This is a genomic window from Citrobacter sp. Ca225, from assembly GCF_030337175.1.
GTDB lineage: Bacteria > Pseudomonadota > Gammaproteobacteria > Enterobacterales > Enterobacteriaceae > Citrobacter_A > Citrobacter_A amalonaticus.
This window is the reverse complement of sequence record NZ_JAOWCD010000066.1, coordinates 1-26,924: the sequence shown is the minus strand read 5'-3', so window position 1 is coordinate 26,924 and position 26,924 is coordinate 1. Positions and strand designations below refer to the sequence as shown.

Annotated in this window: 27 protein-coding genes and 2 pseudogenes; 17 read left to right on the top strand and 12 right to left on the bottom strand. The window is 53.1% G+C overall.

Features of this window, described 5'->3' with window-relative positions; translation table 11 throughout:
* Positions 1-77 precede the first annotated feature (77 nt).
* The 10 genes and pseudogenes from OGW13_RS09835 (at position 78) to OGW13_RS09790 (ending at position 4,585) form a co-directional block, all read left to right on the top strand.
* Positions 78-788, top strand: coding sequence for a DeoR family transcriptional regulator (locus tag OGW13_RS09835; RefSeq protein WP_096889667.1), 711 nt, complete (start codon positions 78-80; stop codon positions 786-788).
* A 25-nt stretch (positions 789-813) separates the two neighbouring features.
* Positions 814-1,350, top strand: a complete 537-nt coding sequence (locus tag OGW13_RS09830) for a DUF4339 domain-containing protein (protein WP_096889665.1) — start codon at positions 814-816, stop codon at positions 1,348-1,350.
* Between the two features lie 41 nt (positions 1,351-1,391).
* The gene (locus OGW13_RS09825) at positions 1,392-1,829 is read left to right on the top strand and encodes a hypothetical protein (protein WP_096889663.1); all 438 of its coding nucleotides are present in this window, start codon (positions 1,392-1,394) and stop codon (positions 1,827-1,829) included.
* Positions 1,830-1,895: 66 nt separating this feature from the next.
* Positions 1,896-2,306, top strand: coding sequence for a hypothetical protein (locus OGW13_RS09820; protein WP_096889661.1), 411 nt, complete (start codon positions 1,896-1,898; stop codon positions 2,304-2,306).
* Between the two features lie 84 nt (positions 2,307-2,390).
* A complete protein-coding gene (locus tag OGW13_RS09815) occupies positions 2,391-2,624 on the top strand; it encodes a DUF905 domain-containing protein (RefSeq protein WP_096889732.1) in 234 nt (77 codons plus the stop codon).
* An 85-nt stretch (positions 2,625-2,709) separates the two neighbouring features.
* Positions 2,710-3,168, top strand: coding sequence for an antirestriction protein (locus tag OGW13_RS09810; RefSeq protein ID WP_096889660.1), 459 nt, complete (start codon positions 2,710-2,712; stop codon positions 3,166-3,168).
* An 8-nt stretch (positions 3,169-3,176) separates the two neighbouring features.
* Positions 3,177-3,659 (top strand): JAB domain-containing protein, encoded by a 483-nt coding sequence (locus OGW13_RS09805; protein WP_096889658.1) that lies wholly within the window; start codon positions 3,177-3,179, stop codon positions 3,657-3,659.
* Positions 3,660-3,667: 8 nt separating this feature from the next.
* Positions 3,668-3,888: pseudogene (locus OGW13_RS09800) on the top strand (DUF987 domain-containing protein).
* A 17-nt stretch (positions 3,889-3,905) separates the two neighbouring features.
* Complete coding sequence (locus OGW13_RS09795; RefSeq protein WP_096889656.1) at positions 3,906-4,223, top strand: type IV toxin-antitoxin system YeeU family antitoxin; 318 nt, start codon at positions 3,906-3,908, stop codon at positions 4,221-4,223.
* A gap of 20 nt (positions 4,224-4,243) precedes the next feature.
* Positions 4,244-4,585, top strand: a complete 342-nt coding sequence (locus OGW13_RS09790; protein WP_096889654.1) for a TA system toxin CbtA family protein — start codon at positions 4,244-4,246, stop codon at positions 4,583-4,585.
* Between the two features lie 537 nt (positions 4,586-5,122).
* Here the strand turns inward: OGW13_RS09790 and OGW13_RS09785 are convergent.
* The 7 genes from OGW13_RS09785 to lsrA are packed head-to-tail and all read right to left on the bottom strand — an operon-like array spanning position 5,123 to position 11,763.
* Entirely contained in the window at positions 5,123-5,869 is a 747-nt protein-coding gene (locus tag OGW13_RS09785) for a beta/alpha barrel domain-containing protein (protein ID WP_222167703.1), read from the bottom strand.
* A gap of 10 nt (positions 5,870-5,879) precedes the next feature.
* Complete coding sequence (lsrG, locus tag OGW13_RS09780; protein ID WP_044264508.1) at positions 5,880-6,170, bottom strand: (4S)-4-hydroxy-5-phosphonooxypentane-2,3-dione isomerase; 291 nt, start codon at positions 6,168-6,170, stop codon at positions 5,880-5,882.
* Between the two features lie 48 nt (positions 6,171-6,218).
* The gene (gene lsrF, locus OGW13_RS09775; RefSeq protein WP_000774153.1) at positions 6,219-7,094 is read right to left on the bottom strand and encodes a 3-hydroxy-5-phosphonooxypentane-2,4-dione thiolase; all 876 of its coding nucleotides are present in this window, start codon (positions 7,092-7,094) and stop codon (positions 6,219-6,221) included.
* Positions 7,095-7,122: 28 nt separating this feature from the next.
* Positions 7,123-8,145, bottom strand: coding sequence for an autoinducer 2 ABC transporter substrate-binding protein LsrB (lsrB, locus tag OGW13_RS09770; protein WP_000155278.1), 1,023 nt, complete (start codon positions 8,143-8,145; stop codon positions 7,123-7,125).
* Positions 8,146-8,171: 26 nt separating this feature from the next.
* Positions 8,172-9,170 carry an autoinducer 2 ABC transporter permease LsrD gene (lsrD, locus tag OGW13_RS09765; protein WP_042999273.1) on the bottom strand — a complete coding sequence of 333 codons (999 nt, stop codon included), beginning with the start codon at positions 9,168-9,170 and terminating at the stop codon, positions 8,172-8,174.
* Positions 9,170-10,216: an autoinducer 2 ABC transporter permease LsrC gene (gene lsrC / locus OGW13_RS09760; protein WP_044256831.1), complete on the bottom strand. Its 1,047-nt coding sequence runs from the start codon at positions 10,214-10,216 to the stop codon at positions 9,170-9,172. The genes lsrD and lsrC overlap by 1 nt, the downstream gene beginning before the upstream one ends.
* Positions 10,210-11,763: an autoinducer 2 ABC transporter ATP-binding protein LsrA gene (gene lsrA / locus OGW13_RS09755; protein ID WP_042999275.1), complete on the bottom strand. Its 1,554-nt coding sequence runs from the start codon at positions 11,761-11,763 to the stop codon at positions 10,210-10,212. Before lsrA ends, lsrC begins: the two co-directional genes overlap by 7 nt.
* Before the next feature lie 249 nt (positions 11,764-12,012).
* On the opposite strand from lsrA, the gene lsrR reads away from it, so the two are divergent.
* From lsrR to OGW13_RS09725, 6 genes are all read left to right on the top strand, one after another.
* A complete protein-coding gene (gene lsrR, locus OGW13_RS09750) occupies positions 12,013-12,969 on the top strand; it encodes a transcriptional regulator LsrR (protein WP_054176819.1) in 957 nt (318 codons plus the stop codon).
* Positions 12,970-13,077: 108 nt separating this feature from the next.
* Positions 13,078-14,670, top strand: coding sequence for an autoinducer-2 kinase (gene lsrK / locus OGW13_RS09745; RefSeq protein WP_042999276.1), 1,593 nt, complete (start codon positions 13,078-13,080; stop codon positions 14,668-14,670).
* Positions 14,671-14,682: 12 nt separating this feature from the next.
* A complete protein-coding gene (locus OGW13_RS09740; RefSeq protein WP_042999277.1) occupies positions 14,683-15,033 on the top strand; it encodes a cupin domain-containing protein in 351 nt (116 codons plus the stop codon).
* Positions 15,034-15,278: 245 nt separating this feature from the next.
* The gene (locus OGW13_RS09735) at positions 15,279-17,246 is read left to right on the top strand and encodes a YjhG/YagF family D-xylonate dehydratase (protein ID WP_054176787.1); all 1,968 of its coding nucleotides are present in this window, start codon (positions 15,279-15,281) and stop codon (positions 17,244-17,246) included.
* A 329-nt stretch (positions 17,247-17,575) separates the two neighbouring features.
* On the top strand, positions 17,576-18,955 hold the full coding sequence (locus OGW13_RS09730) for a glycoside-pentoside-hexuronide (GPH):cation symporter (RefSeq protein ID WP_042999279.1): 1,380 nt from the start codon (positions 17,576-17,578) through the stop codon (positions 18,953-18,955).
* Between the two features lie 10 nt (positions 18,956-18,965).
* Positions 18,966-20,582: a glycoside hydrolase family 43 protein gene (locus OGW13_RS09725; RefSeq protein WP_200015857.1), complete on the top strand. Its 1,617-nt coding sequence runs from the start codon at positions 18,966-18,968 to the stop codon at positions 20,580-20,582.
* Between the two features lie 12 nt (positions 20,583-20,594).
* Here the strand turns inward: OGW13_RS09725 and OGW13_RS09720 are convergent, their stop codons facing one another.
* The 3 genes from OGW13_RS09720 to OGW13_RS09710 all read right to left on the bottom strand — a co-directional run bounded on the left by OGW13_RS09720 (position 20,595) and on the right by OGW13_RS09710 (position 23,350).
* Positions 20,595-21,356, bottom strand: a complete 762-nt coding sequence (locus tag OGW13_RS09720; RefSeq protein WP_044264503.1) for an IclR family transcriptional regulator — start codon at positions 21,354-21,356, stop codon at positions 20,595-20,597.
* Positions 21,357-21,564: 208 nt separating this feature from the next.
* A complete protein-coding gene (locus tag OGW13_RS09715) occupies positions 21,565-22,281 on the bottom strand; it encodes an SLATT domain-containing protein (protein ID WP_042999282.1) in 717 nt (238 codons plus the stop codon).
* A 196-nt stretch (positions 22,282-22,477) separates the two neighbouring features.
* Positions 22,478-23,350 (bottom strand): phosphorothioated DNA-binding restriction endonuclease, encoded by an 873-nt coding sequence (locus OGW13_RS09710; RefSeq protein ID WP_042999283.1) that lies wholly within the window; start codon positions 23,348-23,350, stop codon positions 22,478-22,480.
* 141 nt (positions 23,351-23,491) lie between these two features.
* Between OGW13_RS09710 and OGW13_RS09705 the strand changes: the two are divergent.
* Positions 23,492-24,128, top strand: a pseudogene (locus OGW13_RS09705) (HNH endonuclease).
* 48 nt (positions 24,129-24,176) lie between these two features.
* Here the strand turns inward: OGW13_RS09705 and OGW13_RS09700 are convergent.
* Positions 24,177-25,739 carry a sigma 54-interacting transcriptional regulator gene (locus OGW13_RS09700; protein WP_502874024.1) on the bottom strand — a complete coding sequence of 521 codons (1,563 nt, stop codon included), beginning with the start codon at positions 25,737-25,739 and terminating at the stop codon, positions 24,177-24,179.
* 136 nt (positions 25,740-25,875) lie between these two features.
* Positions 25,876-26,856, bottom strand: a complete 981-nt coding sequence (locus tag OGW13_RS09695) for an IS5-like element ISEc68 family transposase (protein WP_000082736.1) — start codon at positions 26,854-26,856, stop codon at positions 25,876-25,878.
* Positions 26,857-26,924: the final 68 nt, after the last annotated feature.

The following is a 26,924-nucleotide window of genomic DNA, read 5'->3' as shown; positions in this document are numbered from 1 at the left end:
TCCATGTCCATACCCTGTCCGCCCCCTTCTTTAGAATCATTTCATATTCAGTCAGTTAACTATTACGGAGATTCGAGATGACACAGGCAGAGCGCCGTCACGACCGGCTGGCTGTCAGGCTGTCACTGATAATCAGCCGCCTGGTTGCCGGTGAAACGCTGAACATGGCGCGGCTGGCTGCAGAGTTTGGTGTTTCAGTCCGTACCCTGCGACGGGATTTTCGCGAACGGCTGATGTACCTCGACCTTGAGTATCGACGGGGGCAATGCCGCCTGCGCAGTACCGGTGGAGGCGTACAGGGCGAGCTGGATGCGCTGACCTTTGCTCACCGGGCAGGACTGGCCGATATTTTTCCGGGGCTGGACCGGCGTCTGGCGGGCATGCTGCTCACTGCAGGAGGGATGCCGTGTCTGGTATGGCAGCCGCCACAGTCTGTGTCCCCGGCCATCTCACTGGTGTTCTACCGTCTCGTCAGTGCCATAACCGCCTGCCAGCGGGTGCTGCTGTTGGCCGAGGGAGAGCGCTGTAACGGGCTGGCCCCGTACCGCCTGATATCACTCGACGGCTGCTGGTATCTCACTGGTGAACTTAACGGGTATATCACCGTGCATCCTCTGGCGACCATCCATGCGGTGACAGTCCTGAACACCACTTTTACCCCGCGAAAACGTCTCAGCCAGTTAACCACACAGACGGGCTTTATCCGGGCTCTTCCGCACTTCAGCTGTATTCGCGAAGTCCTGTCTCCTGGACCCTCTGAGGAGGAGCAGGGCAACACACTGATTTAATTACCTCTGTTAAGAAGGAAAAACAATGACCTGGCATTACGAGAAAAATGGCATACGTCACGACAATGTGACCGAAGACGACATCACAGGCCTGATTAAGCGCGGTGAACTCACCGCTGCCACGCTGGTGTGGCGACAGGGCATGCTGGACTGGCAACCGGTCTCCGCTACCCCGCTGGCTTCGGCGCTGCTCCACAGCACCACACCACCAGCGCTGCCGGGGAGTCGCATTCCGGGCGGAGTGGTATGGACGCTGGCATTTGCTCCCTTCATTGGTTATGCGCTCGAGCTGTGGACTGCAGGGCTGAACGGAATGTCTTTTGACGAGGCATATGAGGCTGTCTCGGGCGGGCAGTACTGGTTTATCACGCTGCTGCTCAATATCGCTCTGGGGTATCTCGATGAACGACGCCTGCGTAAGGCCGGAGTGGATACCACCATGTTCGGCAAACTGGCCTGGCTGGTGCCGTTCTATTTGTGGCGTCGGGCGAAAAACCTCGGTCAGAAACCGGCTTACTTCTGGGTATGGCTTGTGATGCTGGCCCTGACCGTCTGGGCCTGAATCACCGCTACCTGATACTTTCTCTGTTAAGGACCAACGTAATGAAAACACTGATTAAAATACTGGGCATTACCGGCAGCCTTCTGCTCTGTGCAGGGGCTCAGGCCCAGCCCTATAACCGGACGCTACCTGCAGTCGTCAATGACAACAACGGGAATATTTTCTGGTGTGATGCGCATCGTCAGGTTACCGGAAAATGCGAAGCCATGTCTGTTGACCGCCTGGGTGGGATGGTAACAGTTCGTTCAGCCCCCTTTAAAGACTGCGAAGGTGGCCTGTGGGGCTGGATAACTATCATGCGCAACGATGTGTCGAAGGGATTCACTATTACTCCGGATAAGAAATTCGGTCTCACCGTAAAAGATCTGTGCCGTCCGGGCACGGTAGTGACCTTTAAGCCCAACCAGAAGAAGCCGGAATATGACGACCTGGTGGCACTTTACCAGGGCAAAGAGTTGTTTCGCTACCGGCGCTTCTGATAAAACCCGATACCAACCTCCCTCATTTTGCCCGACAGCGGGCTGGATTAATTCAGGAAGAAAACCATGCTGAAAATAATGACCTCTACTGTACCCGCCCTCATTCTGTTACTTGCCGCATTCAGTGCTGGTGCTGCTCAGCTTCCGGCAAGCCTGATGGATAAAGACAATCCCGGTCAGGAGTACTGGTGCCAGGGAAACGACATCAACACCTCCATGTGCTCACTGGCCGATGTCAGCGACGACCATAAATTTGCCCTGATTCAGGATTTGCCCGGTCCAGCCTGTGAAGATTTAAGTTTCGGGATTATTGACCTGGTATTTAACACCGGACTTAACATCCCTTATGACGGTGGCAACTGCAAAGGGGATGTGAAGGCCGGGTTTGTTCGTGGCGCAAAAGATAATGCCCTGTATGTGAAGATTGTCCGTGGCAGCAAAACTCTGCGCCTTTATAAGGTGCAGACGGGTTTCTGATAATCACCCCACACCTGCTGCATACTCCCATAGCCCCTGACGCGTCTGCGTCAGGGGCGTTTGCTTTTAAGGTACACCGAATGTCTGAATCTCATATGCTTGCCACCGGGACCTTTCACCCGACAGCAGACTGAAGCGGTTACCCGTCGGTATCACAACATCAGCATTGAAGACGACCAGGGTAGCGACTTCCGCCTGGTGGTTCGTTACTCTGAAGGTCGAATTGTCTGGCGGGCGTGGTGCTTTGAACCTGATGTCGGTGAAGGGCTTAATCGTTATATCCGCAAGTCAGGCATCCTCAGAGCATCCTCCTCCTGACCACACCCATTTATCATCCCTGCATGTCCTTGATTTCCCATACGCCAGCCATCGTCGCTGGCGTTTTTATTGACGGAGAATATCCATGACGACACAAACGCAATGCGAATTGATGCCCGCTAATGAACCTCAATTTGACCTCACTGCAATACCAGTACCTGACGAACAACGTCTCGATTTCTGGCCGCTGTACTTTGGCGCTATCCCGCAGTGGATCACGCTGGAACCCCGTATTTTCGCCTGGATGGACCGCTTTTGTGATGAGTACAGCGGAGGTATCTGGTCCTTTTACACACTCAGCAATGGTGGCGCGTTTATGGCCCCTGATGCTGACGGTGGTGATAAATGGCACCTGTTCAACAGCATGAGCGGTAATGGTGCGGAAATGAGCGTGGAAGCCGCAGGTATCGCGGTTTGCCTGATTGAATACAGCCACCACGCCTGTCGCACCGAATGCGATGCCATGACGGAGCACTATTACCGCCTGCGGGATTACGCTCTGCAGCACCCTGAATCCAGCGCCATTTTGCGCATTATTGATTAAGGATACTTATGATGGAACAGTCACTCATCCCACAGACACCGGTACTTCCACTGACCGCACAACGCACGGTAAAACGCGCTTTAACGCTGCTTGACCGGCACCTGCGCGAAACAGGCGTGGCATTCACCTCCACTCAGGCTGCCCGTGACTGGCTGAAACTGAAAATGGCGGGACTGGAACGCGAAGAGTTTATGGTGCTTTATCTCAATCAGCAGAACCAGTTGATTGCCCACGAAACCCTGTTTGCCGGTTCCATCAGCAGCACGGAGGTTCATCCCCGTGAGGTGGTCAAACGCGCCCTGCATTTCAATGCAGCAGCAGTGATACTGGCGCATAACCACCCTTCTGGCGACACCTCGCCCAGCCAGGCAGATAAGACCATCACGCAGCGTCTGGTGCAGGCGCTTCAGCTCGTTGATATCCGTGTGCCTGACCATCTCATTGTCGGTGGCACGCAGATATTGTCGTTCGCTGAACACGGTCTGCTTTGAGGTATTACATGAAAATTATCAGTAAACGCCGGGCGATGAAGATTTACCATCAGCATCCGGCCTCCGCATTTTTCAATACTGCACCGGCAGATACCAGTGGCACGGCAGTGTCTGTCATTACACCGGTAAGGTCGTTTCTGACATTCCCGGCGTGCTGGCGGTATACGCCGAACGCCGCCAGGACCGCAACGGGCCTTATGTCTGTCTGATGAGTATCACCCTGAACTGACAATAAAGAGGTTATAAATGAGCAACACGACATGGGGCCTGCAGCGGGATATCACTCCGCGCCAGGGAGCACGTCTGGTGCAGGAGGGCAACCGGGTGCACTATCTGGCTGACCGGGTCAGTATCACCGGTAAGTTCAGCGAAGCAGAATGTCTTAAGCTGGATGTGGCATTTCCGCATTTTATCAGTCAGATGGAATCGATGCTGACCACTGGTGAAATGAATCCTCGCCATGCCCACTGTGTCACCCTGTACCACGATGGTTTCACCTGCGAAGCCGATACCCTTGGCAGTTACGGCTACGTATACATCGCCATTTACCCCACTCATAGTTAACTACTTTCACAAGAGCAAATATGAAAACTCTACCTGCAACAACTCCGCAGGCGGCGACGCTATGTCTGTCGCCCGTGGCAGTCTGGCAAATGTTACTGACACGCCTGCTGAAACAGCACTATGGTCTTACGCTAAACGATACGCCGTTCAGTGATGAAACGGTTATACAGGAACATATCGATGCCGGAATTACTCTGGCTAATGCCGTTAACTTTTTGGTGGAGAAATATGAATTGGTTCGTATCGATCGCAAAGGATTTAGCTGGCAAGAGCAGTCCCCATATCTTCGGGCTGTAGATATTCTGCGGGCACGACAGGCAACTGGTTTGTTACGAATAAACAGTAATAACTCTGCGTTGTGAATATTGCGAACTATCTCCCGATTTACACCGCTGATCTTTGTTCCTTGTTTACTCATTGCATAATGCGCCTGCTGGTACTGGTGGGTGCGTTTACTTTTTTACGGAAAAAATACCATGCAAACTGAAGTCGAAGTTTTAACCGACCGAAATATTACCCGGAGATGCTACCTCCCGATAATAAAAAACGCCCCAGGCTGAAATGATGCAATCGGGTATAATCACAGCGCCATCTTTGAGTTGGTTTATGTGCTGCGTTAAGCGCTGATTTTTGAAAGAAAATAGTTGAGTATATAACTGAGTATATAACATCAATACATTAACAATTAATCACTTGTAATTCAGTTGATTAAAATTGAAAGGCGAGTCCGGCCTTCGCACCAAATCTAAATATAAAGCCCTCAAAAGCAGTTTTTGTACCTTAAATCCGCGCCACGCAAGATTTCTCTTTCAATCATAACCATCCTCATCCATGTCTACGAACTTCACCGAATTCATCAAGGTACTGCCCAAAAATGCCCCATCCAGCAGACCCCCTCATCACCCCTTTGCTGAATGTATCGTCATTAGCCAGTGAGTGATGTTTTCATTCAACGCATCGTTTTTGAAGAGGGCGCTGCCGGATACTACGCGATCGACGCCGCTGGCGATTATCTCCGGCAGTTCTTCCAGTGCTAGCGAACCGTCGACGGCCAGCAGAATGGAATCCCGCTTCCCGGACGCATTGAGTAATGCAACAACCTGAGCGATGCGCCTGAGTAAGGCAGGCTTGCTGAGCTTGCTCCCGTAGCCCGGATTGACCGCCAAAATTTGTACGATTTCAACGTCTTCAATGACCGGCAGAATGTGTTCCAGCGGTGTCGCCGGGCACAGACTGACCCCTCGCAACACCGGCATTGTGCCGCCGGAGACTTCCGCATTTTGCTCACCCAGCCAGTGGAGCATATGGTGCAGATGCGGCGAGTTTTCTACCTGCAACGTGACGCAGTGTGCTCCCGCCTTTACGCTTGCCTGCACGACGGGCCAGGGATTATCCACCATCAGGTGAACATCCTTAATTATCTGCGCTGGTAATTGCGTGATAGCCCAGGGACCGACGGTGAACTGAGGGCAAAAATGCCCGTCCATCAGATCCAGGTGAAGAACGGGTTGTTCAAGCGCGCGAAGCGTTTGCAGGTACTCACCGAGTTTGAGCCACTGACCGGCAAGAATACCGATGCTTAACGGGTAACGCTTCATTAACGAGACGCACTCTGCGCGATTCAACCCGGAAAAGGGACGGTTCATTTTGAGATCCTTATGGCATCAATCCATTGAAGACGCGTTTTTTTCGGGGGCAGCTCATCAGCGATTCCAGTTTTTCCACGCAGGCAAGGTAGTGGGGCGTGGTTTTATGGAACGCAACGGCGGCTTCATCCTTATAGGCTTCATAAATATAAAAGCGGCTTTTCACTTCCGGATCCTGTAACACGTCGAAGCGGAGATTTCCCTCTTCACGCACCGATCCCAGATGATTGAGGCGAAAGACGTCGATAAATTCATCGACTTTATCGTCGTGGACGTTAATTTCCACCAGAGTGACATGCATACTGTTCTCCTTGAAACGCATGGGCCCGCCTGGCAGGCCCATGACTTCTTAGTTTTTCTCGCTCAGATAGAGTTCATACGCGCGGTCTGCGGTTTCATTACGATGTACCACCGCGTGGACGGCCTTCATCATGGCGACAGGGTGTTCGGACTGGAAGATGTTACGTCCCATATCGACACCGGATGCGCCCTGGTCGATGGCCTGCCAGCACATCTCAAGCGCTTCGCGTTCCGGTAATTTTTTACCACCGGCGATAACAATCGGAACCGGGCAGCCTGCGGCGATGCGCTCAAAACCTTTATCGACGTAGTAGGTTTTGATGATCTGCGCGCCCATCTCTGCGGCGATACGCGTGGCGAGCGAGAAGTAGCGCTGATCGCGCACCATGTCTTTCCCCACGCCAGTTACCGCCATCGTCGGCATGCCGACCTTGATACCGGCATCAATCAACTGAATGATATTTTTGATCGACTGGTGCTCATACTCACTGCCGATATACACCTGTGCCGCCACGGCGCAGCTGTTGAGACGAACCGCGTCATCGATGGAGAGCGCAACCGCCTCATTGCTTAACTCGGTGAGAATCGAGTTAGCGCCCGAGGCGCGCAGGACTACCGGTTTGTTGGTGGCGGGCGGTACCACACTGCGCAGGATACCGCGTGTGCACATCAGCACATCGGCGAGCGGGAACAGGGGGGCGATATTGATATCGATACGTTCCAGTCCCGTCGTCGGCCCCTGAAAATAGCCGTGGTCAAACGCGAGCATGACCGTTCTTCCCGTCTCAGGATTAAAAATGCGCGATAGTCGGGACTGCATCCCCCAGTCAAGTGCGCCGCACCCCTTTAATGTGAATGGGGTATTGCGTTGCGGCGTATCGGTATGGAAATCCTTACCATCTTTGATGTCATCTAAATCAGCCATTTTTTACTCCACGGTTAAGGAATGAAACTCAAAAATCGTACTTATCGATATTCTCTTTGGTGAACACCACGCGCTCAGGCAGCAGCACAATGCCGTTGCCTTTCGCCTCATAGCTGTAGCCCTGTACGCTGTTCGGCGAGACTTCAACCTGGCCCACGCCCGGAATGTCCAGCTTGTCGCCGGTATTCATGTCGCCTTTTTTCAGCAGCGCGTCAGCCACGTACACGGAGATCTTGCCCTGCTGGACCACGTCCCAGAGGCCAAACTCTTTCACCGTGCCGCGCTCAACATAAGGGCGCATCACGTTTGGCGTGCTGAAGCCGACAATCGCCACGCTGGTGTTTTTCAGGTTTTCAGCAGCCTGAGCGGCGGCGGGAAGGGCGTTGGCATCCGGCGCGATGATGGCGTCGAGATCGGCATAAGCCTTAATAATGCCTTCTGCGGTTTGCAGCGATTTGGTGGCGTCGTTATAACCAAACTGCGTGGTGACGACTTCCCAGCCAGGATGATCTTTGGCGATCTTGTCTTTCGCTTCTTTTACCCACTGGTTTTGATCGGTCACGGTCGGACTGGAGTAGAAGAAGGCCACTTTGGCTTTCTCTTTTTTGACCTGATTTGCGGCCATATCGACCAGCATGCCGCCTAACTGGGCAGGAGTGCCCTGGTTGATGTAGTACGACCGGCATTCCGGTTTGGTGTCAGAATCCCAGGTCAGCACCTTCACGCCGCGCTGCATGGCACGCTTTAACGCCGGGCATAAGCCATCAGGCGACACGGCGGACACCACAATGGCGTTATACCCCTGGTTGACGAAGTTATTGATGAGCTGAACCTGACCGGACACGCTGGGCTCCGTCGGGCCATCGTAGGTGACATCGACGCCCAGCTCTTTGCCTGCCTCGAGGGCGCCGTTACCGCCGCTGGTAAAGAATCCCACGCCAACCAGTTTTGGGATAAACGCGATTCGCTCTGCGGCATAAGCGTTGAGAGTGAACGCCGCCAGGCTAAGGGTACTGATTACGGCAATTTTTTTAATGCTCTGAATAGTCATGTACTTTTCCTTTATGGCAATGGGTTTTAGGCCTGCCGGATAGCGCGACGACGCGCCAGCCAGTCTTTGATTTGCTGACGATGCAGGCTGACAGAACGACCTACGACAACGACAATTAGCAATGCGCCGGAGAGGGCGCTGGATACCTGATTGGGCACGCCAGCCATCTGCAATCCCTGCTGCAGATAGCCCACCAACAGCGCGGCGATGGCGGTACCGAGAATTGACCCGGAGCCGCCGTAGATATTGGCGCCGCCCAGGACGACCGCTGTAATGGCTGGCATCAGGAAAGAGGCGCCCAGATCGGAACGTGCAGAGCCGAAGTAAGAGACCAGTAGCACCGCCGCGACCGCCGACGCAAAGCCGGTCATCGCGTACAGCGCGTACAGCGTCCGGTTCACCGGGATAGCGCTATACAGCGCCACGCGGGGGCTCTGCCCAATCAGGAAGACATTGCGTCCGGCGTGGGTCCGGTGCATCAGCAACCAGAAAAAGATCACGCTGACGAGAAAGAAGATCAGGGGGACGGGCAGACCCAGCACATCGAGATTGGCAAAATCGGTGAAGCCCTGCGGGAAGCCGCCGATACCTTCATAACCGGTCGCTCCCGCCATCCCCGACAACAGCAGTGCGCTGCCGCCGAACAGGTATAACGTTCCCAGGGTGATGACCAGCGGGTTCACACCGGTGTAGATAATCAGTCCGGCGTTGATCAGTCCGCACAGCGCGCCCAGCGCGAGCGTCAGAATAATGGCCAGCGGCAGCGGTACGCCGCCCTGGAACATCACGCCCAGCGCGATGGCGCACAACCCCATCGTCGAGCCAAAGGAGATGTCGATCCCGCCGCTGACGATCACCATGGTTAAAGGCAGGGCGACAATGCCAATGCAGATAAAGTCGCTGGTGCTGAACAGCAGGACGTTCAGATCCAACAGGCGTGGGTTCAGGGCGCCGAATCCCAGAATTTCAATCACCAGTAGCGCGGCGAGCGCCAGTTCCCAGCCGTAACGATGTAAACGAGTCATCAGGCAACCTCACGTTTTTTGGCAGTGCGCACAGAGTCGGTGTTTTTTGCCGACGGACGCGGTTGGGGCGGCGGCGTGAAGCGGGCATATTTTTGCCGACGGATATTGCGTTCCAGCGCGCAGCGCAACCGGCCGTCAAATACCAGCACCGCCAGCAGGACCAGACCGGCAATAAAGTCATTCCACCACGCCGGAATGCGCAGCAGGACCAGTACGCTGTCGATTTGCGTCAGGAAATAGGCGCCGAGCACGGCACCAATGATCGTCCCGGAACCGCCCAGCAGGCTGATGCCTCCCAGCACGCAGGCGGCAATGGCTTTCATTTCCAGCCCGGTTCCCGTCTGATTCGGGATAAAGCCAATCTGTGAGGCAAAGACGATCCCGGCCAGCGCTGCCATGCAGCCATTGAGCGAAAAGGCCAGAATCCGAATGGCTTCGGTACGCACGCCCAGTTGCCGCGCGCCCTGTAAATTATCCCCGGTGGCATAAAAACAGCGACCAAAAGCGGTTTTTGCCAGCAGCCAGGCCATCAGCAACATCAGCAGCAGGGTCAGCCAGCCAATGGCGGAGATACCGAGGAAAACCGGGGCGGAGAGTTGCTTAAGTTGTGCCGGTAATCCTTCAATCCATTTACCGCCCGTCCACAGCAGCATGACGCCGCGATACAAGCCAAGCGTGCCCAGCGTGGCGACAATCGCCGGGATCTTCAGCCAGGCGACCAGCACGCCGTTGATAAATCCTGCCAGCAGCCCCAGCAGCAGCGTCGCCACGCAGGCCACCGGCAAGGGATATCCCGCGTTCAGCAACAGCCCCAGCAGTACCGCGCACATCCCGGTGATTGAGCCGACCGACACGTCGATGTTGCGGGTCAGCATCACCAGCGTTGCGCCCATCGCCAGCAGCATGAGGATTTGGGCGCTGCTGAAAATCATTGTCAGCGTCTGAACGCTGAGGTACTGGCTGTCCAGCATCCCTGGCAGCACGAACAGCAGCAGCACGGCTAACAGGGCGGTGGCCTCGCGGTTATTCTGGATAAATTTCAGCATGGCGCCTCCCCGGAATGTGGTGTAGCCCCTGACGTGCGGTCGCCGAACGCCACGTGCATGATGGTGTCGACATTAATCTCGTCGCCTTGCAGAGCATCGTTGCCCGTTTCTCCCTGGTGCATGACGTAAACGCGATCGGCCATCTGTTCTATCTCCTCCAGATCAGAAGAGATGAACAGCACCGCGACGTTCTGGGCGGCAATACTGCGGAGCAACTGATAGATGTCATTACGCGCCGAGACGTCCACACCGCGCGTCGGCTCATCCACGATCAGCACCTGCGGCGAGGCTTCAAGGCATTTGGCGATCAGGATTTTTTGCTGATTACCGCCAGAGAGCGTGCGGGCAGGCTGTTCAGGATCGTTGAGCTTGATATTAAGCGCGCGGCGATAGCGTTCGAGCGTGGCGCTGTCTTTGGCCGGATTAGCCCAGAAACCGCTGTGGTTGTGGGTTAATGCGCAAACATTCCACGCCAGCGAGGCATCCAGATTCAGCCCTGACGATTGCCGGTCCTCCGGCAAATACACCAGACCGTGCTGTAGACGTTCGCGGGTGGAAAGTGAGGAGATATCCTTGCCGCCGAGTACGATGCTTCCGGCCCGTAGCGGTCGTAGCCCGTAAAGCGTTTCGGCAAGTTCGGTACGTCCGGCACCGACCAGACCGGCCAGCCCTAAAATTTCCCCGGCGCGGACCTCGAAACTGACGTTCATAAACCCTTCGCCGGTCACATTCTCAAGACTCAACACCGGCGTGCCCGCCTCGTGCTGCGGACGGTTGCCGGGCAATTCCAGCCACAGTTTTTGCGTCGCGCTCAGCGCGTTGGTGCGTGAGGCAGGCGTGATGGCCTGGATAATCTCGTCAGTGGTCAGATCCGCCGTTTTTCCGGATAGCGCAATGATGCCGTCCCGCATCACGCTAATGTAATCCGCTATCTGGCGTATCTCTGGCAGCTTGTGGGAGATAAAGACGATCCCTACGCCAGTGCTCAGCAATTCACGCAGGCGGCTGAATAAACGATCGGTTTCCGCAGGCGTCAGTGAGGCGGTGGGTTCATCGAGGATCAAAATTCGTGAATCGCGCATCAGCCCGCGCATGATTTCGACCATTTGCCGGTCGGCCACATCCAGTGAACCCGCCGGGCTGTTGATATCAAACTGGCAGCCCAGCGCGGTCAGCATCGCCGCCATTTTTTGCGCCGAGCTCTGGTGTTTGGGCAGACCAAAGAGAATATTCTCCTTTACCGTCAGGCTGGGGAAGAGCAGAGGCTCTTGCGGGACAAGGTAGATGCCTAACTGATGCGCCAGAATGGGCGTCAGTTTTGTACAGCGGGCTCCCTCAATCTCAATGATTCCGCTATCCGCAGGGGTAATGCCGGCGATGATTTTCATCAGCGTGGATTTCCCGGCGCCATTCCCGCCCAGGAGCGCATGGACTTCGCCTTTGCGTAAGACAAAATCAATCCCTTTCAGGACGTTGACGCCGGAATACTGCTTGCAGACAGACTGCGCGCTGAGTAGTGGGGCGATCTTTTCTTGACTCATTTGCATGCCACCTCCGTTCGGCCTGGGTAGAATCAGGTTGAACAAATGTATTGTGCGATTCGAATTGTTCATAACCTTATGACCTAACTGCTCATAAAACCGACGAATAGATCACGTTTCATGCTAAAATGATCGTCAATATTAAATTTGTTCAAACGAAAGCCACTGAATTGTGGGTTTAATCACAGTTATTAACGACCAATGAATGAACAATTGTGTTCAGAAATTCGATATGTTCAAAGTGAAGACAGAATGATGACTATTAATGACCCGATGATTTCCGAGCAAGGGATGTGTGAAGAAGAGCTGGTGGCACGTATTGCGTGGTTCTATTACCACGACGGTATGACGCAAAGCGACATCAGCAACAGACTGGGGTTGACGCGGCTTAAGGTGTCGCGCCTGCTGGAAAAGGGGCATCAGTCCGGGATTATTCGCGTACAGATTAATTCTCGCTTTGAAGGCTGTCTGGAATATGAAACCGAATTACGTCGTCACTTTGACCTGAATAATGTGCGGGTCATCCCGGGACTTCCCGGCGCGGATGCATGTGTTCGCCTGGGGATCGGCGCTGCGCATATGTTGATGGAGTCACTCCAGCCACAGCAGATTCTGGCGGCGGGCTTCGGCGAAGCGACCATGAATACCTTAAAACGGCTCAGCGGGTTTATTTCTGCTCAGCAAATTCGCCTGGTGACGCTGTCGGGTGGCGTGGGGCCTTACATGACCGGGATTGGACAACTCAACGCGGCCTGTCCGGTCAGTATTATTCCGGCGCCGCTTCGCGCCTCTTCTGCGGAGATTGCCCGGACGTTAAAAAATGAAAATAGCGTCCAGGATGTCCTGCTGGCCGCCCAGGCAGCCGATGCGGCCATTGTCGGTATCGGCGCTATCAACCAGAAAGATGAGGCCACCATTATTCGCTCAGGCTATATCACGAAGGGTGAACAACTGATGATTGGCCGCAAAGGCGCGGTGGGCGACATTCTGGGTTACTTCTTCGATGGTGAAGGGCAGGTGATCCCGGAGATGAAGATTCACGATGAACTGATTGGGTTAACCCTCAATACCCTGAAGACGATCCCGACCGTGATTGGCGTCGCCGGGGGCGTGAATAAAGCGGAAGCGATCGCCGCCGCGATGAAAGGGGGCTATATCAACGCATTGGTCACCGACCAGGAAACTGCCGCCGCCATTGTCAGCGGACAGTAATGCGTATCTGTCGTGCAGGCGTACGGCAGGGGAGTAACAGAATTTCCGTTTGTACCGTGGAGAAAGCATTGACGACCTGACAGATATAATAAGCCGAGGACTAAAACGATGGCCCGACTCTGTACCCTCTCTGACTCAGAACATTACCTGATGGCACTGGACGCCGGAACTGGCAGCGTCCGCGCCGTGATTTTCGACCTGGAAGGCAAACAAATTGCGGTGGGACAAGCGGAATGGCGACACCTTGCCGTACCGGATGTGCCCGGCTCGATGGAATTTGATCTGGGAAAAAACTGGCAACTGGCCTGTGATTGCATTCGCCAGGCACTGCATATCGCCGGTATTGCGCCGGAAGCAATAGCTGCCGTTTCCGCCTGTTCGATGCGCGAAGGCATTGTGGTCTATGACGCAGAGGGAACGCCGGTCTGGGCCTGTGCCAACGTGGATGCCAGAGCGGCACGGGAAGTCAGCGAGCTTAAAGAGATCCACGACTACACTTTCGAAAGCGAAGTCTATCGCAGCACCGGCCAGACGCTGGCGTTGAGTGCCATTCCGCGTCTGCTCTGGCTGGCGCACCATCGTTCGGACATCTATCGTCGCGCCTCGACGGTCACGATGATCAGCGACTGGATGGCCTATATGCTCAGCGGCGAGCTGGCGGTCGATCCTTCCAATGCCGGAACCACGGGCCTGCTGGATCTCAAAACGCGCGACTGGAAACCCTCACTACTGCAAATGGCCGGACTGCGGTCGGATATTCTCTCGCCGGTCAAAGAGACCGGCACGCTGCTGGGTAGGGTGACGGCTCAGGCTGCAGCCCTGTGCGGGCTGAAAGCCGGCACGCCGGTGGTGGTGGGCGGCGGGGATGTGCAGTTGGGCTGTCTCGGCCTTGGGGTTGTTCGTCCGGCGCAAACCGCCGTACTGGGTGGCACATTCTGGCAGCAGGTCGTGAATTTACCTGCGCCGATTGTTGATCCTGAGATGAACGTACGCGTTAATCCGCACGTCATTCCGGGAATGGTACAAACTGAATCGATCAGCTTTTTTACCGGCCTGACGATGCGCTGGTTCCGTGATGCCTTCTGTGCCGAAGAAAAGCTGATCGCCGAGCGCCTGGGCGTCGACACTTATACACTGCTGGAGGAGATGGCTTCCCGGGTGCCGGCAGGGGCATGGGGCGTGATGCCGATTTTCTCCGACCGGATGCGTTTCAAGAGCTGGTATCACGCCGCCCCTTCGTTCATCAACCTGTCCATCGATCCGGAAAAATGTAATAAGGCCACGCTGTTCCGCGCGCTGGAAGAGAATGCGGCCATTGTGTCGACCTGCAATTTACAGCAAATCGCCGATTTTACCGGGATCCATCCCACGTCGCTGGTGTTTGCCGGGGGAGGCTCGAAGGGCAAACTCTGGAGCCAGATTCTGGCAGACGTGTCAGGGCTGACGGTCAACGTTCCGGTCGTCAAAGAGGCGACGGCGCTGGGCTGTGCGATTGCCGCTGGCGTGGGGGCCGGGATTTGGTCATCCATGGCTGAAACGGGCGAACGACTGGTGCGCTGGGAGCGGGAGCATGTTCCGGACAAGGAGAAACATGCGCTTTATCGGGAATCGCGCGAGAAATGGCAGGCGGTATATCAGGAACAGTTAGGTCTGGTCGATCACGGGTTGACGACCTCTTTGTGGAAAGCGCCGGGTTTATAACAGGAGATCGTCATGATTAAATCGAATGAAGCGCAGCATGAGTACCGTTTTGGCGACAGTGGCCCGAAATACCTCATTCGTGGCCCGGTATGTGACATGGGCGTCGTCATGCTCCAGCCCGGTCAGTCTTTTCCCAACCATCGCCACATCGAAGCCTGTGAAATTTTTTATACCCTGGCAGGCGAAGTGACGCTGTACCTGAACGGTGAACCCTACACATTAGGCTCCGGGGATGTGATGCACTGCGATCCCGGTGAAGCGCATTTTCTGGTGAACAAAGGGGAAGTGCCGTGGAAAGGGGTCTTTGTGAAATCGCCTCATATACCGGGTGACAGTCATCCGGTTGAGCCTGCCGGGTATTAGCTTTCGGGATCATCAACGGTCGGATAGTCAGTGGCTGTCCGACCATTTCGTTAGCGTAACCTTCTCGTTACATTTCGTTGCTTACCGTTTTGTGATCAAGGCTAAAAAACGCACAGCCTGCTCCTCTCTCTGATTTACCTCTACGCATGGCCTGCATTACAGTGAATCTATAAATAAGAACGTTGTTCTATAATGTAGAACAATAATGGAGCGACCTGAACCCCGACGCTCGGGAGAGTGAGACAATGTCTATCAACACCATTTTTACGCCGCAGGATGAACCGTTCTATGCGGTGAAAACCCACGCTGCCGGCCCCCAGGGGGCATTGCCGCTGACGCCGCAAATGTTACTGGAGTCTCCCAGCGGTAACCTTTTCGGCATGACGCAAAATGCCGGAATGGGCTGGGATGCTAACAAACTCACGGGCAGAGAAGTGTTATTGATTGGCACGCAGGGTGGTATTCGCCACTCAGATGGCCGCCCTATTGCTCTCGGTTATCACACTGGGCACTGGGAGATTGGCCTGCAAATGTCGGCGGCGGCGAAGGAAATTACCCGTCTCAGTGGCATTCCTTTCGCGGCATTTGTCAGCGATCCGTGTGACGGTCGTTCGCAGGGGACGCACGGCATGTTTGATTCGCTGCCTTATCGTAACGACGCGGCGATTGTCTTTCGCCGTTTGATTCGTTCGCTACCGACACGGCGGGCGGTCATTGGCGTGGCGACCTGTGATAAGGGGTTGCCCGCAACGATGATTGCGCTGGCGTCAATGCACGATCTGCCGGTGATCCTCGTACCGGGCGGGGCGACATTACCGCCCACCTTCGGCGAAGATGCCGGAAAGGTACAAACCATCGGTGCTCGTTACGCTAATAATGAGTTGAGTTTGAAAGAGGCATCCGAACTGGGGTGTCGCGCCTGCGCGTCGCCCGGCGGCGGATGCCAGTTCCTGGGGACCGCAGGGACATCACAGGTAGTGGCGGAAGCGTTAGGACTGGCGCTGCCGCACTCAGCGCTGGCGCCGTCGGGCCAGGAGGTGTGGCTGGAGATTGCGCGTCAATCGGCGCGGGCAGTGATGGCGCTGGATGAAAAAGGGATTACTGCCCGCGACATCCTCACCGACAAAGCGATAGAGAATGCGATGGTGGTGCATGCGGCCTTCGGAGGCTCGACGAATCTGCTGCTGCATATACCGGCGATCGCCCATGCCGCCAGATGCCGCCTGCCGGATGTGGCGCAGTGGAGCGCGATCAACCGCAAAGTGCCGCGCCTGGTCAGCGTGTTGCCCAACGGCCCGGATTATCACCCGACGGTGCGTGCATTCCTGGCGGGGGGCGTGCCGGAGGTGATGCTGCACCTGCGTCGACTGGGACTACTGCATGAAGATGTGATGACGGTAACCGGGCAAACACTCGGTGAAAACCTCGACTGGTGGGAGCACGCTGAACGTCGGGCGAAATTCCGTCAGTGCCTGCGCGATCAGGACGGTGTGGATCCTGATGACGTGATCCTGTCGCCGGAAGGGGCAAAAGCCAAAGGGATGACCTCCACGGTGGCGTTCCCGGTGGGTAATATCGCACCAGAAGGGTCAGTGATCAAAGCGACGGCGATCGACTCGTCTGTGGTGGATGATGACGGTGTTTATCGCCATACGGGCAAGGCGCGCGTATTTGTCTCGGAAGAGGCGGCGATCAAAGCCATCAAACAGGGGCAGATCCAGCAGGGCGATATCATGGTGATTATCGGCGGTGGGCCATCCGGCACTGGCATGGAGGAGACTTACCAGCTCACTTCGGCGCTGAAGCATATCTCATGGGGGAAAACCGTATCGCTCATTACCGATGCCCGTTTTTCCGGCGTATCCACCGGCGCTTGCCTGGGGCACGTTGCGCCGGAAGCGCTCGCGGGAGGGCCGATCGGCAAATTGCGCACGGGGGATGTGATTGAAATTGTGGTCGATCGCTTGTCATTGAAAGGAAGCGTGAACTTTATCGGCAGCGCACAAGCACGACTGACACCGGAAGAGGGCGCGACAGTTCTGGCGGAGCGCGAGTTACATCCCGACCTGAAACCCCATGACTATCTGCCTGACGACACCCGACTGTGGGCTGCATTGCAGGCGGTAAGCGGTGGAACCTGGAAAGGGTGCATCTACGATACGGATAAAATTATTGAGGTGATTAACGCTGGGAAAAAAGCACTTGGGCTTTGAATAATTAAAATTAATTAATCAGTCGCCGGAACACTATTTTCGGCGACGAATAATATTGTCCTGAAATATATTATCCTTCACGGGAGGATGTCTTTTTTTTATTTTCTTGAAAAGTGCATCGTTATCACAGAAGTTAAAATACATAACCGCTAAAGCAAATATGACAATTGTTGTCTCATCGAATCCCTCTCTACAATCTTCCTCGTAAGCATCATCTGGTAAGCATACGGATAAAGGGTGTATTCCTCACAAAGTTCACGTTCAGATATTTAATTTTGTAGGTCCCGGTCATTCGGAACGTATTTCTCTCATATTCTCTGGAGGTAGAAATGCAGTTAACAATGAAAGATAAAATTGGTTATGGACTGGGGGACACCGCCTGCGGTTTCGTCTGGCAGGCCACGATGTTTTTACTGGCCTACTTTTATACCGATGTTTTTGGTTTGTCGGCAGGCGTAATGGGCACATTATTCCTGATTTCACGCGTGCTGGATGCGATAACCGATCCATTAATGGGGTTAATGGTTGACCGAACGCGTACCCGCTACGGCCAGTTTCGTCCCTATTTGTTGTGGGGAGCGATCCCGTTTGGCATTGTCTGCGTATTAACATTTTATACGCCTGATTTCTCCGCTCAGGGCAAAATCATTTATGCCTGCGTCACCTATATTTTATTGACGCTGGTTTATACCTTTGTGAATGTTCCCTATTGTGCCATGCCCGGTGCCATTACCGCTGACCCAAAAGAGCGCCATGCTTTACAATCGTGGCGTTTTTTCCTGGCCGCTGCCGGTTCATTAGCCATTAGCGGCATTGCCCTGCCGTTGGTAAAAATTATTGGCCAGGGGGATGAACAGGTCGGCTATTTCGGCGCGATGTGTGTATTGGGTATTTGTGGCGTAGTGCTGCTGTTCGTGTGTTTCTTTACAACGAAAGAGCGTTATACGTTCGAGATTCAACCTGAATCATCGGTTAAGAAAGACCTTAAATTGTTGATGGGGAATAGCCAGTGGCGAATTATGTGCGCCTTTAAAATGATGGCAACCGGTTCGAACGTGGTTCGCGGCGGCGCAACGCTCTATTTTGTCAAATACGTGATGGACCATCCTGAGCTGGCAACGCAGTTCCTGCTCTATGGCAGCCTGGCGACGATGTTTGGTTCTCTTTGTTCGTCTCGTCTGCTTGGCCGATTCGATCGCGTGACGTCGTTTAAGTGGATCATCGGCATTTATTCACTGATCAGCCTGAGTATTTTCTTTATTCCGTCAGACAATATCGCGCTGATATTTGCGCTGAATATTGTGTTCCTGTTCGTCTTCAATACCACCACACCGCTGCAATGGTTGATGGCCTCCGATGTGGTGGATTATGAAGAGAGCCGAAGTGGACGTCGCCTCGATGGCCTGGTGTTCTCTACCTATCTTTTCAGCCTGAAAATCGGTCTGGCCATTGGCGGCGCGCTGGTGGGCTGGATCCTTGCCTTCTCCAGCTACTCGGCAAGCAACGCCGTGCAGCCAGATAACGTCCTGATGACCATCAAAATCCTCTTCTGCATCGTACCGGTCGTGCTTTACGTCGGTATGTTCACACTGCTTTCGTTCTACAAACTGAGCAGCAAGCGTGTGGAAGAGATCAGTCAGCAGCTGCAACGTCAGCGCACCGCGCAGCCTGAGAGCAAACCTGCCGATGCCGCTGTGGCAGTGAACTGAGGAGAGAACCATGTATCAGATTGAAAACCCGATCCTGACCGGCTTCAACCCGGACCCGTCTCTGTGTCGTGTGGGCGAGGATTACTATATCGCCACCTCAACCTTTGAATGGTTTCCCGGTGTGCGGATTTATCATTCTCGCGACCTGAAACACTGGTCTCTGGTCAGTACTCCGCTCGACAGCGTGGCGCTGTTGGATATGAAAGGCAATCCGGATTCTGGCGGCATCTGGGCGCCTTGCCTGAGCTATGCCGATGGCAAATTCTGGTTGCTGTATACCGACGTAAAAATCGTTGATTCGCCGTGGAAAAATGGCCGTAACTTCCTGGTTACCGCGCCATCTATTGAAGGGCCGTGGAGCGCGCCTGTGCCAATGGGCAACGGCGGGTTTGACCCTTCACTCTTTCATGATGCGGATGGACGAAAGTATTACATCTATCGCCCGTGGGGGCCGCGTCATCACAGTAATCCTCATAACACCATTGTGTTGCAGGAGTTTTTTGCTGATACGCAAACCCTTTCGCCGCAGCGTTCAACGCTCTTTACGGGTACTCCATTGGGCTATACCGAAGGGGCGCATATTTATCGTCGCGAGGGCTACTACTATCTGATGGTGGCGGAAGGGGGAACCAGTTACGAACATGCCGTGGTGGTATTGCGGGCAAAAAATATTGATGGGCCGTACGAACTGCATCCCGATGTGACGATGATGACCAGTTGGCATCTGCCGGAAAATCCCCTACAGAAGAGTGGTCACGGTTCACTGCTGGAGACCCATACCGGCGAATGGTATCTGGCGTATTTGACCAGCCGTCCGTTACATCTTCCGGGAATTCCGCGATTAGCAGCGGGCGGGCGGGGATACTGTCCGCTCGGGCGTGAGACAGGGATTGCGCGTATCGAGTGGCGTGACGGTTGGCCCTATGTTGAAGGGGGCAAACACGCGGCGCTGACGGTGCCGGGGCCACGTATGACAGAGCAGGCTAGCGTTGGAACGGGAGCGTGGCGAACGGATTTTGACAGTGAAAGACTCGATCCGGAATTGCAGACCCTACGTATTCCGTTTGATGACCAGCTTGGCTCGCTGACCGCCCGACCTGGATTTTTACGTCTGTATGGCAATGATTCGCTGAACTCCACCTTTACCCAGTCAACGGTCGCTCGCCGTTGGCAGCATTTCTGTTTTCGTGCTGAAACGCAGATGGCCTTTTCCCCGCGCTACTTCCAACAAAGTGCGGGGCTAACCTGTTACTACAACAGTAAAAACTGGACGTACTGCTTTATGGACTGGGAAGAGGGGCGCGGACGAACGCTGAAGATTATTCAACTCGATCACAACGTGGCGCACTGGCATCTTTACGATAATCCGATTCTGGTGCCGGAGAATGCGGAAAACGTCTGGCTGCGAGTGGATGTGGACAATCTGGAATACCGCTATAGCTATTCATTTGATGGTGACCACTGGCAGACCATTCCGCTAACGTTTGAGGCGTGGAAACTGTCGGATGACTATATTGGCGGCAGAGGCTTCTTTACCGGGGCATTTGTTGGTTTGCACTGTGAGGATATTAGCGGCGACGGCTGCTACGCCGATTTCGCCACCTTCTCTTATCAACCGAAAGTTTAGCGAGACACAGGGTCAGGGTTGACGATAGCCCAGCGTTATCGACAGCCCCAGCCCGGCATCCATCAGTTTCTGACGCCAGGCGGCCAGCTCGGCGTCGTTTACGCGAGAAGTGAGAGTGGAGAGGCTAAGGGCTGCGATAACCCGTGATTCATGATTCCAGACCGGTACCGCGACGCAGCGCACGCCGGGCTCATTCTCTTCGTTATCCATCGCATACTGGTTATGGCGGGTTTCTTTCAGCGCGGCAAGTAGCGAGGCGCGATCGGTAAGGGTGGCGGGGGTAAAGCCATTGAACTGATACCCCTCCAACACCGCAGCAAGTTCTTCCTCATCCAGCCAGGCGAGCAATACCTTACCGATAGCCGTGGCGTGAACAGGCAAGCGGCGACCAATTCGTGAATAAGCGATGGCAGCCTGCTTACCTTCTATTTTCTCAATATAGACGCCTTCGTTGCCGTCCAGAATACCCAAATGGGTGGTTTGTCCCGTTTCCTGCGAGAGCCGGATCAACCAGCTTTTTGCCTTCTGGCGAATATCCATTGTGCCAACGACAAAGTGGCCACGCTCGACCAGTTTCATTCCCAGACGGTATTTTCCGTTTTCCGGGTTCTGATCGATATAGCCATGCAACTGAAGCGTTTTAAGAAGAGAGTGGAGGGTACTTTTGCTCAATCCCATCAGTTTGCTTATCTCGGTGATTTTGAGTTCCGTAGCCTGTTCATTAAACAAGTCGAGGATCTGCAAAGCACGTTCAACAGACTGAATTATTGGCATAATTTTCCACCGTCCACGAAGAATTCTTCTTGTGTGACCGTACTATTTTCGAGGGTGAAAAGCAATGCCGGACATGCTTGCATGATGCAGGTTTCAGGGCAGATAAGTGCAGGTGTTACAGGGCACGCTGAGTTGATGAATCGTTCTGTGTGGGCGACCTGCACCGGTTTGATTGAGAACGGGCTTAATCGCCCGTTGTACGATGAGATTAACAGGATAATGTCAGATAGCATTTCACATAGCGTAAATAATCTCTTTTCCTGATGATTTTTAATGAGCATAATACGTAGGCGATTTTTATCTTTATATTCACACTTACAATAGTACTTAGCTTTAATGTCGTACGTTTTTTCTTGGTGCTAAATTTTATAATATCCTTTTCCATCTCAGCTAGTTTTCCTTTGATGGCATTGCGTCGGTAAGCATTCATACTCATCGCTTTGAATGAGTCGCTATTATTCGTCGGACATGACTCACCCTCTTTGTTTATCTCCAGATACTTTTCTAATAAAGGTTCGTATTCTTTTATTTTCTCATTATAATTGTTTTTATTGATTTCATTTAAAAGAGATCTTGCTTTCCTGGATATTTCAATATAGGCATTGCCGACATATCGATGTTGTGCCGTTTGTTTCTCTAAACCAAGAAAACCGATAATTGCAGTTGAAATACCAACTAATAATGGAAGGATATGACTCAAAGCCGTATCCCAGGAGGCCCAATGTTCTATTTGAAGATAAGAATTTAGTAATTCTAATATGCTCTTGCCTATTCCAGATGATATTACAGCGGAGCCTACGACGGCAAATAAACCCAGATAGATTCGCCATTTGTTTTTTCTGTCGGCAGCAATAAAGTGCCTGTCCTTGCCAATTTTACAATCATTTTCCAGATTCGCAATTTCAATGATTTTTTTCTCATTCATAAATATTAACTCTATGCTGTGAAAAGGGTAATTTTTGTGCTTTTCAATGATGTTAGCCTTATAGAAAGACCACTTGTGAGATATATGATAAAAGAGTTTTGACCTAATCTAACGCTAGTTAAACGAAAGTATCATACCCTATTTTTTGTCATGGCTACTGAAAGTTCTAATGTTTCCTGAGCAAGCCTGATCTTTATCATCTCCTGAACACCTCTCTCCTATGCCAATCCACGAATTCGTCCTGCGGGCAGTATGCTTTTACCTGCGGTAGAGAAATGATCTTCCCCTGAAAATCCCAAAACAGCCTGCCGACGATCCCGCCACCGTTAACCGCTTCTGAAACCTGTACTCGCATACTCTCATCTAATCCAATGGATCCCTTATCAAAAGCTTTATGATGGATTGCGCAGAGGGCCAGACCATTCGGAATTTCGCAAGGACCACCGTACTGCTTCCATTTGATATGGGCAGCTTCCAGCGCGACAGAGGTATTGTCGTGCCGCATGTTGTAGCCGCAAATGGCGCATTCATAGTTGTAGGCTCGCAGTACCTGCTGGCGGAACAGGGGATCGCGCTGTTTACGAAGCAACTGGAGTTCAAATCCCAGTTCATCGGCGAGTTCTTCCTGAATACTTTCGGTAAAATGGGCTTCGAGGATTTGTCGGGCGAGTGAATTAATCAGTTTCTTACTTTTTATCAGATGGTCGTAATGTTGCTTATCAAAGCCGCCAGCAACGTTAAATTCAACCAGTTCACCAGCGGGAGGTTGTCGGCTACTGCCAAATGTGGAACAGCGCTCCGCGTTTTGCAGTTGCCAGAAACCGTCTCCCTGTAAACGCCAGAAGGGCATGTCCGGTCGGTACTGGGCGCGTTGGGGGCCAAATCGCTCCAATAGGCTACGTAGGTTATCGCGAACTTCCGAAGCATAATCAAACAGACGCCCATGACCTTGCTGATAACCCGCCAGTACGTATAACAGCAGTAATGGCTTATGCGGCGCGCGCTGCTCGCCTTTGCGCCAGATCGTCATGTCGGCAATTGCCTGTTGCAGCATCTGAATGGAACCCATTGATTTCATTACTCGAGAAATAATTGCGATGATGCTCGCAAAATACGGCCTGATCAAGCGGTGAAGGAGGGATACACTGGTGGGGTCACGGAGTCTTGCCAATGAGACAAGCAAAGCCCCGGATTACATGGATCATATCAAATGAATGAATTACCCGATCGATTGCCACGGAAATACATTATTAAAGCCATTCGAGCCTACGATGACGGGTTCCCTCATCTTTTCAAAGAGGCCCGACGTTATGAGGTAGTGTTTGATGGCCGCCGCTATCGCTTCAAAAGCGATCGTGGGGATCGCGGCAACGTTGATGACCGGGAAAACATTCACGCCGCAGGATTTCTCGGGAGGTATCAAATCGAAATGCGTGCGTTTGTTGATTGAGCAAGGATTTCACATCGTGCAGGGAGAAAAGGGGGCTGCAACTGTCAGCGATACCCTTTTCCCCGATGAGCTAACATCGCAAATCGACTATGTGGAAGGAGCGGCTACGCAGGTGGTGGTGAATTGTTATGAACGCGATCGCAATGCTCGGCAGAAAGCGCTTGAGTATCATGGCTATCAATGCAAGGTGTGCGGCCTCGACATGTCAAAGGTATACGGCGAAATCGGCAAGGGGTTTATCCATATTCACCATCTGGTACCGCTTTCGGCGATTAAAGAGGATTATCATCTGGATCCCATTGACGATCTGATACCAGTCTGCCCGAATTGCCATGCGATGTTACACCGACATAATCCGCCATTGACCCCAGAAGAATTAAAGCAACGAATGAGTTGAAATAATATTGGACTCAGCAGGCGACCGGCATTGCGTCGTTGCCCTCCCTTAGCGGTCCATCTGATTATATTTTCGCCATAAACTCATTTTGCTGATCCCCAGATGGGCGGCGACTTTCTCTTGATCCTGTTCAAAAAGATCCATGTAGAACGCAATAATCTGTCGCTCGAGATCTTTAATGATGACTTTCAGTTGTCCTTTACTCAGATCCGCGACGATCCTCCCATTTGTCTGTGACGCATTGCAGGATTTAAGCGCGTTAAAACCGGTCAGATTTAATATCTCAAACAGCGAAGCGTCCGGAAATCCGGCCGATAATAGTGCCAGCCGCTCAATAATAAAATTCAGTTCACGCACGTTTCCCGGCCAGTTGTAAGTGGAAAACAGGGCGATGAACTGCGCCAGTTTATGCCCGCAGCCCGATTTTTCGAGGAAGTGCCCAGCCAGAAAACGGACGTCGCCGTCTCTTTCCCGTAGCGGCGGCACCATTAGCGGTAAGACGTTCAACCGGTAGTAGAGATCGCCGCGAAACGAGCCTTCCTCCGCCATTTTTTCCAGCGATCGGTTAGTGGCGCCGATAATCCGCACATCGACAGGGATAATATCCTTTCCCCCCACACGCATAATTTCGTATTCCTGTAAGACGCGTAACAGGCGGCTCTGAATAGGCAGTGGCAGTTCACCAATTTCATCGAGAAATAAGGTTCCCTGGTGCGCCAGTTCTATCAGACCTTCTTTTCCTTCGCGCCGCGCGCCGGTAAAAGAGCCCCCTTCATAGCCAAACAGTTCGCTTTCCAGCAGGGTTTCCGGAATGGCGGCGCAGTTAATGGCGACAAATGGACCTCGGTGGCGTTTACTCTGGTTATGAATACTCTGCGCGAATAGCTCTTTACCGGTGCCGGATTCCCCATAAATCATCACCGGGGAGTGGGTATTGGCATAAATTTTTGCCAGATGAATGACCGACTCCATGTATTTATTTTGCGTGAGGATATGCTCAAACCGGTAACGGGCAGTGAAGCCTTTTTTCATCAGCTTGCCGCGAATAATCCGCTCCACTTTTTGGATTTGCGGCGTATCGGTAAACGAACACACCACCCCAATACACTGCGTACCACGAAATATTGGCACCCGGCTGGTAATGATGGAGGTATTGTCCAGATCCATAATCTCCCGGATCTCGGGGGATTTTGTCAGCAATACCTGGTTAATCCGCGTATTTTTAATGACCGTATCCACCGGTTTGCCAATCACCTGCGAGGCCATCAGGCCAAATATGTTCTCGGCGGATTTATTGAAGATCTGGATCTCGTTATTTTCGTTGGTGACGATGATACCTTCCGTAATTGAGGAGAGAATGATCTCCAGTCGCGCCATATCCTGTTGCTTGCGGCGGGTCGTCTCCACGATTGCCATCGCTTCGCGCAGCGCGCTGTTCACCGATTCCAGACCATTTTCGATCAGAATCCCGTGCATCTCATAGTGTTCCGCCATGTCTGAAACCGGTAATCCTCCCGCCACCGTCTGGAAATTACGTGCACGGCATTTTTTGAGTTTATCCACCATATCGGCATGCGATAAAAAGATAAATTCTTCTAGGGAAGTTGCGATTAAGTGGTCCGCAGCTCCCGATATGACGCCCCAAACCGTCCTTTATCGACGTCCTGTGGCTCAATTTTCCAATTTTCAGCCCAAAATCGTCTCTTCGTGGCTGATTTTGGCCCTGTTTCAGGCTAATTTCCTCATTTCAGGTAGATCTCGCCTGTGCCCGTATCAATTGGTCAACTCGAACCAGGTTCGCCAGGGTGAATAACATCGCCAGTTGACTGTCATTTTTAGCCAGCCCCTTGTACCTGGCTTTGACGAAACCAAACTGACATTTTACTATCCGAAATGGATGCTCAACCTTCGCTCGGATACTCGCTTTCAGGTATTCGTAACGGATGGCCAGCTTGTTCTTGCGCGGGTGTTGCTTCAATGCATTCACTTTGCCGGGACGCTTGGCGATAAGCCAGTCTGCGCTGACATCGCTGAGCTCATCGCGCTTTTCGGCCCCCTGATAACCAGCATCGGCTGAGATAAATTCTTCATCGCCATGCAGTAACTTGCCAACCTGATTGAGGTCGTGCTCGTTAGCCGCCGTGGTCACCAGACTGTGGGTCAGGCCACTTTTGGCGTCCACGCCAATGTGCGCTTTCATGCCGAAGTACCACTGGTTACCTTTCTTGGTCTGGTGCATGTCTTCATCACGGCTGTTGTGTTTGTTTTTGGTAGAGCTGGGGGCTTGAATGATGGTGGCATCCACCAAGGTGCCCTGGGTCATTAGAACGCCACACTCTGCTAGCCAGTGATTAACGGTACTGAAGATTTTGCGGGCCAGTTCATGCTGCTCCAGCAAATGCCGGAAATTCATGATGGTAGTGCGGTCTGGAATGGCTTTATCCAGTGACAGGCGAGCAAATTGGCGCATGGAGGCGATTTCATAGAGGGCATCTTCCATGGCCTCATCGCTCAGGTTGTACCATTGCTGCATGCAGTGAATACGCAGCATGGTTTCCAGCGGATAGGGCCTGCGACCATTACCGGCCTTGGGATACACAGGCTCGATAACGCCAAGTAATTTGTCCCAGGGAAGCAAGTCATCCATTCTGCCAAGGAAAACTTCTTTGCGGGTCTGGCGGCGTTTACTGGAAAACTCACTGTCGGCAAAAGTCAGTTGCTGGCTCATCCGGTTACTCATTCTGGGTTCAGGTTACAACACGATGATCTCACATCTCGGACTTATTCGCACCTTCC